Origin of the sequence: Ancylobacter tetraedralis (assembly GCF_014195655.1) — a bacterium.
Classification (GTDB): Bacteria; Pseudomonadota; Alphaproteobacteria; order Rhizobiales; family Xanthobacteraceae; genus Ancylobacter; species Ancylobacter tetraedralis.
In genome coordinates, this window is sequence record NZ_JACICD010000003.1 from 534224 (window position 1) to 548154 (window position 13931).

Below are 13931 nucleotides of genomic sequence, written 5' to 3' on the forward strand. Positions count from 1 at the left end.
GCGAATGAGCGCGCATGCCCGAAGCCTTCGTGCCGGCCGAGGCCAAGCGCCCGGAACGGCACGTCACGACAAGACCAACAGCCGAGCGCGGACCAACGAAGTCCGCGCCATTCAAGGAGGACGCCATGAAGGAAACATTGATGAACGCTCGCACACCGCTTATCCGCACAGCCCTGGTCGCCGCTCTGGCGTTGACGCTGGCACCGTGCCTTACCGTCGGCTCCGCACAGGCGGCTGGCTTCGATCAGGGCGCCCTGATCAAGCCTGTCAGCAAGGTGAACCTCATCTTCATCCCGAAGGTGGTGCACCCCTGGTACGACGTGGTCGAGCAGGGCGTGAAGTTCGCCATTGCCGAGTACAAGAAGGAAGGCATCGACGTCAGCTACACCTGGGACGCCCCGCCCACGGCCGACATCGACCAGCAGAATCGCCGCATCGAGACCGATATCGGCCGCAATCCCGATGGACTCGCCGTGTCCTGCCTCGACCCGGCGACGAATAGCCAGCTTCTGAAGGAAGCGGTGAAGAACAAGGTGAACCTGATCACCTTCGACACGTTCTGCGACGCGGCGTTCCCCTTTGTCGGCCACCGCAAGGACGAGGAGGACGGCCGCACCGCCGCGGACTATCTCGGCGAGAAGCTCGGCGGCAAGGGCAGCGTCGGCATCCTGGTCGGCAGCCTCACGGCGCCCAACCACGTTGCCCGCGTGAAGGGCTTCAAGGACGAACTGGCCAAGAAGTACCCCGGCATCAAGATCGCCTTCGAGCAGCCCGACAACGACAATCTGGAACAGGCCGTGTCGATGGCCGAGAGCGGCCTGCAGGCGACGCCCGACCTCGGCGGCATCTATGGCGCCAACGCCTCCGCCCCGATCGGCGCCGCCCGCGCGGTGATTGCCGCCAAGCGCGTCGGCAAGACGCTGGTGGTCGGCGCCGGCGACATCCCAGAGACCTACCAGCTCATCGAGGACGGAGTGATCTCGGCCATCACGGCCCAGCGGCAGTGGGAAATCGGCTACTGGGCCGTGCGCTACCTGGTCTCGGCCAAGCAGAATCACACCATCCCGATGGATCACGCCACCGGCGGCTTCCTCATGACCAAGGAAACGCTCGGCAAGTAAGCCGCTCCCCCTGAGGCACTTTCCCGGCGGGCGCCGTCCCGCCGGGACCTTTCCCGCCTGCCCGGAAGCAGCCCCCCTGATCCCGCGAGACCGCTTTCATGCACAGCGCTTTCGAAGTCCGCGACCTGTCGAAGAGCTTCGGCCACGTCTATGCCGTGCGCGGCGTCTCGCTGCGCGTGAAGGCCGGCGAGGTCGTCGCGGTGATCGGCGAAAACGGCGCCGGCAAGTCCTCGCTGATGTCGGTGATTTGCGGCCGGCTGACGCCCACAGCCGGCGAGATCCGCATCGACGACCAGCCCGTGCACTTCGCATCCCCTAGCGATGCCCAGCGCGCCGGGATCGCCATCGCGCCGCAGGAGATCAACCTCGCCGCCGACCTGACGGTGATCGAGAACGTCATGCTCGGCCGGCAGGTAGCCCGGGGGGGCTTCATCAACTGGCGTGCCACCGAGGTGGAAGCGCGCCGCCATATCGCCGCGCTCGACCCCACCATCGATCCGCAGGCCCGCGCCGGCTCCATCACCGTCGCCCAGCAGCAACTGGTGCAGATCGCCCGCGCCACCGCGACCGGCGCCCGGCTGCTGATCTTCGACGAGCCTACCGCCGCGCTCACCGAGCGCGAGGCCGAGCGTCTGTTCGCCTTCATCCGCCGCTTCCGCCAGGAGGGCGGGCTGGTGCTTTACATCTCGCACCGTCTCGATGAGATCCTCGCGCTGGCCGACCGTATCACGGTGCTGCGGGACGGCCGCCACATCGCCGATCTCGACCCGCAGACCACCAGCAAGGAGGCGATGATCCGCGCCATGGCCGGTCGCGACGTCGAGGAGCTGAACCTGCGCGCCGTCATCCCCTCCGCCGCCACCGACGAGGTGGTGATGGAAGTGCGCGACCTCTCCCGGCCCGGCGAGTTCACCAATGTGAGCTTCGACCTGCACCGGGGCGAGATCCTCGGCATTGGCGGGCTGATCGGCGCCGGACGCACCGAGACGGTGCGCTGCCTGTTCGGCGACACCCCGCGGGCCTCCGGCACGGTGAAGCTGTTCGGCCGCGACGTCGCCTTTGCCGGCCCGGCTGATGCCATCGCCGCCGGCCTCGTCTACCTGCCGGAGGAGCGCCGGCGCGACGGGCTGTTTCCCGATCTGTCGGTGGCCGAGAACATCGTGCTGCCCAACCTCGCCAAATTCGCCAGCCGGCTCGGCATACGCTGGCTCGACGCCTTCGGCGCCGCCGACCGCTATGTGAACGCGATCCCCGTGAAGGTGCATTCCAGCCACCAGCTCATTTCCGAACTGAGCGGCGGCAACCAGCAGAAATGCATTCTCGCCCGCTGGATGATGAGCAAGTGCCGCATCCTGATGCTGGACGAGCCGACCCGCGGCATCGACGTCAATGCCAAGTGGGAGATTCAGAAACTGCTGCGCCAGCTCGCCCGAGACGGCCTTTCGGTCATCTACATCTCCTCGGAACTGCAGGAGGTCATCGATGTCTGCGACAGGGTGATGCTCATGCATGAAGGGCGCGTGCGCGCCATCGTTCCCACGGAAGGAGCCACGCAGGAAAAGCTGCTTGGCCTCGCGATGAAGTAGCGGGCCGCGCCATGGACACCCTAGCTCATCGCCCGCGCGACACGACCGCCGGACCGGCCCTCGCGACGCTATCCGGCGCCGAACGGACCTGCCCCGACCTTCCCCGACACGGAATGCTTGCCGCCATGCCCCAGACCACGCTTCACAGGCTCAGAAGCCGGATCGGCCGCTTCGAGGCGGCCGGCATCATCCTCGCCCTCGCCATCATGTGCGGGCTGCTGGCTCTGGCGACGGAAAACTTCGCCACCAGCTACAATCTGGCGGTCGTATTGCGGCAAGCCTCCTTCGTCGGCATCATCGCGCTCGGCCAGACCCTGGTGCTGCTGATTGGCGGCATCGATCTTTCCGTTGGCGCGGGAGCCGGCTTGTCGGCGATCATCGGCGGGCTGCTGCTGGTGCATCTGGGGGTGGACCCCTGGCTGGTGATCCCGCTCACCTGCCTGTTCGGCTTCCTGCTCGGCAGCATCAATGGCGCGCTCGTGGCGTATGCCCGGCTGAACCCGTTCATCGTCACGCTGGCGGCGTGGGAGATGTTCGCGGGGACGACCCTAGTCATCACCGGCGGCTCGCCGATCCGCCCGCTCGGCACCAGCTTCCAACAGTTCGGCCTCGGCGCGCCATTCGGCATTCCGGTACCGGTGATCGTCTTCGCCGTCATCGCGCTGGTGCTGGCCTTCGTGCTGAACCGTACCGCCTTTGGGCGCAACATCTACGCCATTGGCGGCAACCGTCAGGCGGCGGTGCTGGTGGGCATCCCGGTCAAGCGGGTGGAGATGATGGTGTTCGGCCTCTCCGGCAGCCTCGCGGCGCTGGCCGGCATTCTCTACGCCAGCCGGATGGACTCGGCGCAGCCCTCGGTCGGCGAAGGCTGGCTGATGCCCTCGATCACCGCGGCCATCATTGGCGGCGTCTCCCTGCGGGGCGGCCAGGGCACGGTGACCGGCACCGTCACCGGCGCGCTGCTGATGGCCGTGCTCGCCAACGGAATCGTACTGCTCGACATCTCCAGCTACTGGCAGCGCGTGATCGTCGGCGCCGTGGTGCTGCTGGCCATCCTCATCGATCTCGTCCGCCGCCGTCGCTGACACCGGCGCCGGATTCAGTCGCCGATCCATGGCGCCGGCCGGCCGCCGTGCGGCCTCCCCGAATCATAACCCCTGAGGGCATCATGAGCCTGGATTCGCTTTTCGATAGTGCCGCCCGCGGCCAGATGAAGGCGGTGCGCATCACGCAGGACCATCGCGTCTTCATTGCCGAGGTGCCCGTGCCGACGCCGGCCGAGGATGAGGTGCTGATCCGTCCCGCCGTGTGCGGCCTTTGCGGTACCGATCTGCACATCCTGCACCATGGCTTTCCCGGCTCAGTCTACCCGGTCACGCCCTGCCACGAATTCTCCGGCCATATCGTGGCGGTCGGCAGCGCCGTGCGCGGGCTGCGCGAAGGTGACTTCGTGGCGGTCGACCCTAACGTCACCTGCGGCACCTGCCGCTGGTGCCGCGCCGGGCGGCCGAACCTCTGCCCGCATCTCTCCCCGATCGGCGTCGCCCGCCCGGGCGCCGCGGCGGAACTTGTCGCCGCCCCGGCGCGCAACACCTTCCGGCTGAACACGACGTTACGCGCGGATGTCGCTGCGATGATCGAGCCGCTGGCCTGCGTGCTGCACGCGGTCGATTCCTCGCAGGGCGTCAAGGACCGCGACGTGCTGGTGATGGGTGGCGGCACCATGGGGCTGCTCATCGCCATCGTCTGCGATCTGTTCGGCGCTGCACGCGTCACCATCGCCGACCCCTCCCCCGGCAAGCGTGAGATCGCCGCCCGCGCCGGCATGGTGAACACCATCGACCCCGCGGCCCTCGGGGCCGATGGGGCGCTCGGCGAGACCTGTTTCGACGTGGTGTTCGAGGCGGCCGGTGTGCGCCGCGCGCTGGAACAGGCGCTCGACCATGTGGAGAAGACCGGCGTGCTCGTGCAGGTCGGCGTCCACGACGCCGAGGCGCTCGTCGGCATCAACCCCTTCCGCGTCTATGAGCGCGAGCTGCGCATCATCGGCTCGAACTCGCTCGCCGACAAATTCCCCGCCGCCGTCGACGTCATGAACGACATCGCCGGCCGTGCCTCCGTGCTCATCGGCGACACCTTCCCGGTCTGGCAGTTCGCCGAGGCGGCACAGGCGATGGCCGCCGGCACCAGCATCAAGACCCAGCTCGCTTTCCTCTGATCCCGCGCCTTTGCGCACATCGTGAAACAGGAGACCCACGTGGCCAACCGTTATTCCACCAGCTACCGCATGAACCGAATCTTCCGCGAGGACCGCGCCGCCCTCGTGGTACCGATCGACCACGGCCTGGTCTGGGGCCGGGTGCCGGCGCTGGAAGCCCCGGTCGAGGTGATGCGTCGCTTCCTCCCCGAGGACATCACCGGCTTCATGGTCAGCACCGGCATCGTCAAGGCCAGCGAGGTCGAACTCGCCCGCGCGCCCGCCATGTCCCGCATTCTGGCCATCGACGCCTTCTGGCCCACCTCCACCCCCGCGACCGGCACCGGCTGCCTCGTCGCCAGCGTCGAGGACGCGGTGCGCATGGGCGTCGACTGCGTCAAGCTGCTGCTGCCGTGGAACGTGGTCGACGAGGAGAAGGTCAACTACTGCCAGCGCATCGGCACGGTGGTGTCGGAAGCCTCCAAGTGGCACATCCCGGTGATGGTGGAGCCGGTGTTCCTCAACACGCCGCGTTCGCCGGAGATCATCGAGAAGGAGCTTGAGGTGGCGCGCGTCGGCTATGATCTCGGCGCCGACATCATCAAGATCACCTTCCCCGGCCCGGATGCCACCGCCAAGCTCTGCGCCGAACTCGACATCCCGGTCGTGGTGGCCGGCGGCCCGCTCTCGGGCGACAGTGCCTCCACACTGCGGGACGTGAAGGACGCCATTGAAGCCGGCGCGCAAGGCGTGGTGGTCGGGCGCAAGGTGTGGCAGCGTCCGCCGGAGGAGGCCGCCGAGGTCATCGCCGAGATGGCGCGCATCACCCGCACCAGCTTCACCCGGCGCTGGTGAGGATCCGATGACAGGCGCCGGCCCGGGAGATCCGCCATGATGGAACGCCTGTGCGGCATCGACATCGGCACCACCAATCTCAAAGTGGTGCTGATGGACGAGGCCGGTGCCTGCCTCTGGAGCCGGGCGATACCGACGCCGCGCGTCCCCTTCCGCGAGGGCGTCGCCACCGATGCCGAGGCTCTCCTCGCCACGGTGGAAGCACTGGTGATCGAGGCATGGCGGGCCACCGGCGCCGGCCCCGCCCTGCGCGCCATCGCCGCCACCGGCGTCGGCGAGGACGGGATCGGGCTCGATGCGCAGTTGCGCCCCACCGGCCCGGCCTTGCCCTGGTTCGACGCGCGGGCGGCACGGGAGGCGGAGGAACTCGCCCGCCATCCCGCTGCCGACGCCCGCATCGGCCTTCCCATCGGCCCCGACCGCACCGTGGCGAAATGGCTGTGGCTGCGCCGGCATGCGCCGGAACATCTGGCCGACGCAACGCACTGGGTGGCGCTGACCGACTACCCGGCGACACGCTGGAGCGGCACGCCGTTCATGAGCCGGACGCTCGCCGCGCGCACCGCCGCCTATGACGTGTTCGCACGCGAATGGGTGGGCGAACTTCTGGCGGCGGCGGGCGCGCCGCTGCTGCCGCCGGTGTGTGACGCCGGCACCGTGATCGGCACGGTCGCCGGCGGCGCCCTGCGCGCCAGTGGCGCGGCCGACTCGAAGACTCTGCTGGTGGCGGGCGGGCACGATCACCCGGTCGCCGCCGCCGCCATCCGGCGCAGCGATCCGCTGGCGCGGATCGACTCGCTCGGTACGGCCAATGTCGTCTATGGCGAGACGGGGCTTGTGCGGGCTCCCGCACTGCATCCCCCACTCGCCCTGTCGGTGCCGGTGATCGCGGGGCCCGGCCTTGCCTGTCTCGGCGTGTTCGAACTCGCCGCCCATATCGCGCCGGACGTGGCGACGCGCGCCGCGCTGGACGACGCCCTTGCCGCCGCCCGGCTGACGGGCGGGCCGTTGGCTGGCGGGTTCCTGCGCCACCGGCTTGAAGAAGCGAGCCTCGCCGCCCGCACCATGTTCCGCGCGATGGACGCTCTCGGCGTTCCGGCCGGGCCGATCTATGCGACGGGCGGGTGGTCACGCTCGCGGGCCTTCATGGAGCTGCGCGCCAGCGTATTCGGCTGTCCTCTTCACGTCGTCGACGAGCCGGAATTGACCGCTCTGGGCGCGGCCTTGCTGGCCGCCGATGGCGCGGGATTGCGCATCGGCTTCGATGCCCGCGCCCGCCTCGCCACGGTCAAGCCGCTAGCCGGGTGGGCCGACGCCTGCCTCCTGCCTCCTGCATCCGAGTGACCCCACACCGATGAAAAAGCTGATCAACGATCCTCGCACCGTCGTTCCCGATATGCTCGGCGGTGCCGTCGCGCTCGCCCCGGCGCAGGCGCGCCTCGCGGCCGAAAACGTGGTGGTGCAACATCCCCTGCGTCCGTTGGAGACCCGGCCCGTCGCCGTGCTGTCCGGCGGCGGCAGCGGGCATGAGCCCGCCCATGCCGGCTATGTCGGCACCGGCATGCTCACCGCCGCCGTGGCGGGCGACGTGTTCACCTCGCCGAGCACCGATGCCGTGCTCGCGGGAATCGAGGCCGTGGCCGGCCCGGCCGGGGCGCTTCTGATCGTCAAGAACTACACCGGCGACCGGCTGAATTTCGGCCTCGCGGCCGAAATCGCCCGTGGCGCGGGAACGCCCGTGGAGATCGTTGTTGTCGCCGACGATGTCGCCCTGCACGAGACCGTGCCCAAGGCGCGGCGCCGGGGCATCGCCGGGACGGTGCTGGTGCACAAGGTGGCCGGCGCGGCGGCCGCAACCGGCCTGCCGCTCGAAACGGTGGCCCGGCTGGCGCGCGCCGCGGCGCAAGACGTGGGCTCGATGGGGATCGGCCTTGAGCCCTGCATCGTGCCGGCGGCGGGCAAGGCCGGCTTCCAGCTCGGCGACGACGAGATCGAACTCGGGCTCGGCATCCATGGCGAGCCCGGCGTGCGGCGCGGGCCGATGCAGCCCGCCGACGCGCTGGTGACGACCATGCTCGACGCCATCATCGGGGATATCGGCCTCGGCGCCGGGGAACGCTGCGTGCTGCTGGTCAATGGCCTCGGCGGAACCCCGCCGATGGAACTGGACATCGTCGCCGGTCTCGCGCTGGGGCAGCTTCGCGCGCGCGGCGTTGCCGTCGAACGGGCGTGGCGGGGAACGCTGCTTTCCGCGCTGGACATGCGCGGCTGCTCGCTCTCGCTGATGAAGGTGGACGACGAGCGCCTCGCGCTGCTGGACGCGCCGACCGCCGCGCCGGCCTGGCCCGGCAGCGGCCGGCTCAACCCGCAGCCGCTTCTGCCGGCGCGCCTCTCCCCGGAGCGCACAGCGCCCGACGCGCCGCTGACCCCGGCGATGCAGCAATTTCGTGCGGCGGTACTCGCCGCCGCGCGCGCGCTTGAGGAGGCCGAGCCTCATCTGACCGAACTCGACGCCCGAGCCGGAGACGGCGATCTCGGCGCCAGCCTCGCCCGGGGCGCCGCCGCCATCCGCGCGCTGCCCGATGCCGCCTGGAGCGGGCCGGCACCGGCTCTGTCCGCCATCGGCAACGCCATGCGCCGGGCCATCGGCGGCAGTTCCGGCCCGTTCTACGCCACCGGCCTGCTGCGCGCCGCCCGCCGTCTGGGCGATGGGGCTGCCACGCCGAAAGAGGCCGCGATAGCCTTTGCAGCCGCGGTCGCGGCCGTCGCTGACCTGGGCGGCGGCGGTGAAGGGGACCGGACTATGCTCGACGCGCTGTTTCCCGCCGCCCGGGCGATGGCCGAAAGCGCGGCGCGGGGCGGCACTCTCGGGCAGAGCCTCGCCAGCGCCGCCAGCGCCGCCGAGCAGGGGGCGGCCGCGACGGCGCAGATGGTGCCGAGGCTCGGCCGGGCCAGCTATCTGGGCCAGCGGGCGCTCGGGGTGGAAGATGGCGGCGCGGTCGCGGTGGCGCTGTGGCTGCGCGCCCTGGCAGACGTCACCGGTGAATAGGACCGCTCGCGCGGCAGAGCATCGACAGGAGAGATGAGATGAGGCTTTTCGACCTGACCGGGCAGATCGCCTTTGTCACCGGCGCCGGGACCGGCATTGGCCGCTCGATCGCCATAGGCCTCGCCGAGGCGGGCGCGGATGTCGCCTGCTTCGGGCGCACCCACAAGCGCGCCGCGCTGGACGAGACGGCGCAGGCCATCACCGCAAAGGGACGGCGGGCGCTGGTGCTCGAAGGCGACGTCACCCGGAAGGCCGATCTCGACGCCGCCATCGCCGCGGTGGAGCGCGAGCTGGGCCCGCTCGACATCGCGGTGAACAATGCCGGCGTCGCCAATGCCGAGCCGGCCGAGACGCTGTCGCTCGACCAGTGGAATGCCCTGTACGCGGTCAACGCCACCGGCGTCTTCCTCTCCTGCCAGGCGGAAGGCGCGGTGATGCTGCCGCGCCGGCGCGGGGCCATCATCAACATCGCTTCCATTTCCGGCACCATCGTCAATCGCGGCATCACCCAGGTTCACTACAATTCGTCGAAGGCGGCGGTGATCCAGCTCACCAAGAGTCTTGCCATGGAATGGTCGGATCGCGGGATCCGGGTGAACGTCATCAGCCCCGGCTACACCTTCACCCCGATGAACGACCGCAGCGAGGTCGCCGACCATCTGGAAGTGTTCCGCAAGGACACGCCGATGCAACGCATTGCCAGCTCGGACGAGATGATCGGGCCCGCCGTGTTCCTGGCGTCGCAGGCATCGTCTTTCGTCACCGGCATCGACCTGATCGTCGATGGCGGCTTCGTCTGCTGGTAGGCCGCGCAGAAGCCCGCAACGCCGTTGGCGGTTGGCCGTTGGCGGGCGAATTGAAAGCGCGCCGCCACGGCATGACTATGACGTAACGTAATTGCTACTTTTTCGGCAGGTCATAAATCAGAGCCTGTTTGCACAGCGTTTCTGAGCGTCGTCATCCCGGCTGCTGCTGAAGCGGCAGAGCCGGGATAGCTCTCAGACCCCTTGTTCGGAGCAGCGGCTGAAACGGACATAGACCGAGTTCCGCTTGCCATAGCGTTCGTGCATGTCGCGCCAGGCGCAGCCGACCCGCAGCACGTAGAGCATTCCATTGAGAAAGCGGCGATTGTCCAGGTCCGGACGAGACCATCGACCACGCTCGGCCGGCAGCGATGCCCCAACCAGCGCCCACTCCTCATCCGGCAGATAGCCCCGAGCCAAAACGGCCTCCTCTGAAAGGAAGCCTTGAATCAGTCAGGGATCGATTCGGGCATCCTTTTTGTCAACACGGCATAGACATCAACCTCCAGGCTGGATGCTGCAGCGGAGGCTCCGGCATGACCGCTCCGCTGCGTGCCGCTTTGTACCTGCGCGTCTCCACAGCCCGGCAAGCCGAGCACGATGTCTCGATTCCCGACCAGCGCCGGCAGGGCGAAGCCTATTGCCAGGCGCGCGGCTATCAGCTGGTCGAAACCTATGTCGAGGCGGGAGCCTCGGCGACCAATGACCGACGGCCCGAATTCCAGCGGATGATCGAAGCGGGCACGTCAAAACCCGCGCCCTTCGACGTGGTGATCGTCCACTCGTTCAACCGCTTCTTCCGCGATCATTTCGAGCTGGAATTCTATGTGAGGAAGCTGGCCCGAAACGGCGTGAGGTTGGTGTCGATCACCCAGGAGATGGGCGACGACCCGATGCACGTCATGATGCGCCAGATCATGGCGCTGTTCGACGAGTACCCGTCCAAGGAGAACGCCAAGCACGTGCTGCGCGCACAGAAGGAGAATGCCCGGCAGGGCTTCTGGAATGGCGCCCGCCCGCCGATCGGTTATCGCGTGGTCGAGGCCGAGCAGCGCGGCGCGAAGGTGAAGAAGAAACTGGAGATCGATCCTCTCCACGCGGACACCGTGCGGCTGATCTATCGACTCGCGGTGGAAGGCGACGGCACCACCGGCCAGATGGGCGTTAAGAACATCGTCTCGTGCCTCAACACGCGCCGCATCTTCACCCGCGACGGTGGGTGCTGGGGCATCGGGCAGGTTCACCGCATCCTGACCCGCCGCACCTATATGGGCGAACATGAGTTCAACAAGCGGTCCAAGACCAAGGAGCTGAAGCCAGTCAGCGAGATCGTTGTCGTGCCGGTGCCGCCGATCATCAGTCGGGAGACCTTCGACGCCGTTCAGGTGCTCCTGAAGGCGCGACATCCCAAGGTGACGCCATCCGCCGTGATCAGCGGCCCGACCATGCTCACCGGCCTGATCCGTTGCGCCAAGTGCGGCGGCGCCATGACCATCCGCACCGGCAAGGGTGGACGCTACCGTTACTACGCCTGCTCGATGAAGGCGCGGCAGGTGCCGACCGCCTGCACCGGCATGGCGGTGCCGATGGAAAAGCTGGACGATCTTGTCGCCAGTCATCTGGACGAACGCCTGCTCCAGCCGGAGCGGCTGGAAACGATTCTCGCCACAGTGCTCGACCGGCGGCAGGAGCGATCCGAGCGCCAGCGCGAGCACATCGCCGAGCTGAACAGGCGTGCAGCCGAATCGGAAGCCCGCCTCAGGCGGCTCTACGATGCCATGGAGGCAGGCGTCGCCGATCTGGACGACCCGGTGCTGAAGGACCGCATTGCCGGCCTCAAAGTCATCCGGGATCAGGCCAAGGCTGACGCCGAACGGGCCCAGGCCTTGCTTCAGAACGCCGGGAGCAAGGCCGTTACGCCGGAGATGTTGAGCAAATTCGCCAAAGCCGCGCGTCAGCGCATCCGGCTTGAGGGCGGCGGCTATCGCCGAGACCATCTCCGCGCGCTCGCCCAGCGCGTCGAGGTTGCCGAGGTCGAGGTTCGGATCATGGGATCGAAATCCCGGCTGCTTCAGACGCTGGTATCGGGTGATGGCGTAAACGCAGTGCCCAGTTTTGGACCGAAATGGCGGAAGAGGTGTCCGTAATATCACGCTCCTTGTTCCTCCCCTATCATCTCATGAGAATATTGTTTTTATTGGTTTTTGACGATCATCTGTCTGTCATTCTCCCAAGACGCCCGATAGAATCTCACGCTTAAGGTGGGGCCAATAGTGGGGCCAGAGCATCGCGATTGAGGTGCATCTGGCGGAGAGATCTGGACGGGGGCAACATGGCGCGCACACGCAACCGGCTGACCGCGAAAGGTGCAGCGGCACTTTTGGAACCCCGCCGGCACGCCGATGGCGGTGGCTTGTATCTCGTCATCGATGGAGATGGCCGCAGTGCCGATCGGCGCCGGTGGCTGTATCTGTTCCAATGGCGTGACAAGCGGCGGGAGATGGGACTGGGCGGCTATCCGACCGTCTCCCTTGCCGAAGCGCGCAAGGCACGCGACGAGGCTGAACAGGTCGTGCGGGATGGTCGCGATCCGATCCTCGCCCGCGAGGAGGCGCGCCGTGGGCGCGAACGCACGCCGACCTTCGGGGAGGCGGCGGAAGCCCTGATCGAAGCCATGCAGGACGGTTGGCGGAATGCCAAGCACCGAGCGCAATGGGGCACCACCCTGCGCACCTATTGCAAGCCGTTCTGGTCCACTCCCGTCAATGAGATCGGAACCGACGCCATCGTTGGCGCGCTGAAACCCATCTGGATTGTGAAAGCCGAAACGGCGTCGCGCCTGCGTGGCCGCATCGAAGCGGTGATCGATGCGGCCCGTGCGGCAGGCCATATCCCGCCGAATGAGGCCAATCCCGCTCGCTGGCGCGGCCATCTCGACAAACTGTTGCCGAAGAAGCAGAAGTTGCAGCGCGGGCACCATCGGGCCATGCAGCATGAGGCGTTGCCCACCTTCATCCGTGATCTGCGCGACCGCCAGGCAACAGCGGCGCTCGCTTTGGAGTTCCTGATCCTGACCGCCGCCCGTTCCGGCGAGGTGCGGGACATGCGGTGGAGCGAAGTCCACCTTGGCGATCGCCTGTGGAGCGTGCCAGCCACGCGGATGAAGGCAGGCCGGGTACACCGCGTGCCGCTGTCCAGCCGGGCGATCGAAATCCTTGAAGCCGTCAAGCCGCTCTCAGAAGGCGAGACCGATCCGCTGGTGTTTCCTGGCCACAAGCCGGGCAAGCCGCTCTCCATCATGGCGATGACCATGTTGCTGCGCCGAATGGGAACGGATGTCACGGTGCACGGCTTCCGCTCTGCGTTCCGCGATTTCGCCGGCGACGAGACCGGCTTTGCCCGAGAGGTCGCCGAGGCGGCGCTCTCCCACGTCATCGGCGACAAGGCCGAGCAGGCGTACCGGCGCAGCGATGCGCTCACCAAGCGTCGGCAACTCATGGAGACATGGGCGGCCTATGTCGAGCCGAAGCCGGCGAACGACGTAACAGCGCCAATGCTCCAGCCGGCCCACGAGCCAGTTTGACGACTTGGGTCGCCCGGACTGTCCTGAGTTCCGTCTGGCCATTGGAGGAAACGGTCATGAAGACAAGAGCGACAAGGCCGGCCCGTGGCCCGAAAGCGCGTGGTAAGCGCACGCCCGGCCACATGATCGGATGCACAGAGCCCGGCGACTGGGCACTATCGGAGGCGCAGTGGCTGAAGGTCGGTGAGGCGTATTGTCCTGCCTTCTGCTGTGCCCTTTTGGCGGAGATCGCGATCAGGGCGGCTGAGGCCGAGAGGCACGCCGACGGTCCGACGGCCTTGGCAGAGGCCCAGCAACGCGCGAGCCGGGCCAGGAACGCCTATCGGCGGCATGTAAATGCCCATGATCTGTCGAATCTCACGATGGAAGCGTGGGCCCGCGGGGCTGCCGAATGGAAAGAAGCAATTACCGAAATCGTGAATCGGTACATCTCGCAGGTGAAGATGGAGGCTGAGGCGCCGCCGGTCGCTGGCACGATGGCGTGGATGAGCAAGCTCGGCCGCGCGGCGGCGGATCTCCTCGCTGCCTATGAGGCGCCTCTGAACCCCGAAGCAAAGTCCCTCGTCCGCGCCGATCCCGAACGCGCCATGGGCGGCTCTCTGCGCTACCAAGACATGCCGGGTGACATACGGGCAGAAGTGGCTACCCTGGCCCGGATCTTACCGGTGAGCCGCCAAACGGTTCCAGGATCCTGCCTGACGCGGGTGAGCTGTTTCGTGACGATGAGGGGCGGCCGT

11 protein-coding genes and 1 pseudogene are annotated in these 13931 nt (G+C 67.8%); 11 read left to right on the top strand and 1 reads right to left on the bottom strand.

Annotation, left to right across the window (positions count from 1 at the left end; translation table 11 throughout):
* The first annotated feature begins 140 nt into the window (after positions 1 to 140).
* The 8 genes from FHS55_RS11000 (at position 141) to FHS55_RS11035 (ending at position 9614) form a co-directional block, all read left to right on the top strand.
* Complete coding sequence (locus FHS55_RS11000; RefSeq protein ID WP_183189766.1) at positions 141 to 1121, top strand: substrate-binding domain-containing protein; 981 nt, start codon at positions 141 to 143, stop codon at positions 1119 to 1121.
* 98 nt (positions 1122 to 1219) lie between these two features.
* Positions 1220 to 2707 (top strand): sugar ABC transporter ATP-binding protein, encoded by a 1488-nt coding sequence (locus tag FHS55_RS11005; RefSeq protein ID WP_183189767.1) that lies wholly within the window; start codon positions 1220 to 1222, stop codon positions 2705 to 2707.
* A gap of 125 nt (positions 2708 to 2832) precedes the next feature.
* On the top strand, positions 2833 to 3792 hold the full coding sequence (locus tag FHS55_RS11010; protein ID WP_183189768.1) for an ABC transporter permease: 960 nt from the start codon (positions 2833 to 2835) through the stop codon (positions 3790 to 3792).
* Between the two features lie 83 nt (positions 3793 to 3875).
* Entirely contained in the window at positions 3876 to 4925 is a 1050-nt protein-coding gene (locus FHS55_RS11015) for an alcohol dehydrogenase catalytic domain-containing protein (RefSeq protein ID WP_183189769.1), read from the top strand.
* Between the two features lie 39 nt (positions 4926 to 4964).
* Positions 4965 to 5759, top strand: coding sequence for a Cgl0159 family (beta/alpha)8-fold protein (locus FHS55_RS11020; protein ID WP_183189770.1), 795 nt, complete (start codon positions 4965 to 4967; stop codon positions 5757 to 5759).
* Positions 5760 to 5795: 36 nt separating this feature from the next.
* Complete coding sequence (locus FHS55_RS11025) at positions 5796 to 7103, top strand: FGGY-family carbohydrate kinase (protein ID WP_183189771.1); 1308 nt, start codon at positions 5796 to 5798, stop codon at positions 7101 to 7103.
* 10 nt (positions 7104 to 7113) lie between these two features.
* On the top strand, positions 7114 to 8808 hold the full coding sequence (locus FHS55_RS11030; protein WP_183189772.1) for a dihydroxyacetone kinase family protein: 1695 nt from the start codon (positions 7114 to 7116) through the stop codon (positions 8806 to 8808).
* Between the two features lie 38 nt (positions 8809 to 8846).
* Complete coding sequence (locus tag FHS55_RS11035) at positions 8847 to 9614, top strand: SDR family oxidoreductase (protein ID WP_183189773.1); 768 nt, start codon at positions 8847 to 8849, stop codon at positions 9612 to 9614.
* 195 nt (positions 9615 to 9809) lie between these two features.
* Here the strand turns inward: FHS55_RS11035 and FHS55_RS11040 are convergent.
* Positions 9810 to 10031: pseudogene (locus FHS55_RS11040) on the bottom strand (transposase); the annotation flags it as partial.
* Between the two features lie 116 nt (positions 10032 to 10147).
* Between FHS55_RS11040 and FHS55_RS11045 the strand changes: the two are divergent.
* The 3 genes from FHS55_RS11045 to FHS55_RS11055 form a co-directional block, all read left to right on the top strand.
* On the top strand, positions 10148 to 11758 hold the full coding sequence (locus FHS55_RS11045; RefSeq protein WP_183189826.1) for a recombinase family protein: 1611 nt from the start codon (positions 10148 to 10150) through the stop codon (positions 11756 to 11758).
* A gap of 185 nt (positions 11759 to 11943) precedes the next feature.
* Positions 11944 to 13194, top strand: coding sequence for a tyrosine-type recombinase/integrase (locus tag FHS55_RS11050; RefSeq protein WP_183189774.1), 1251 nt, complete (start codon positions 11944 to 11946; stop codon positions 13192 to 13194).
* 56 nt (positions 13195 to 13250) lie between these two features.
* A partial coding sequence (locus tag FHS55_RS11055) for a hypothetical protein (protein WP_183189775.1) occupies positions 13251 to 13931 on the top strand: 681 nt, incomplete at its 3' end.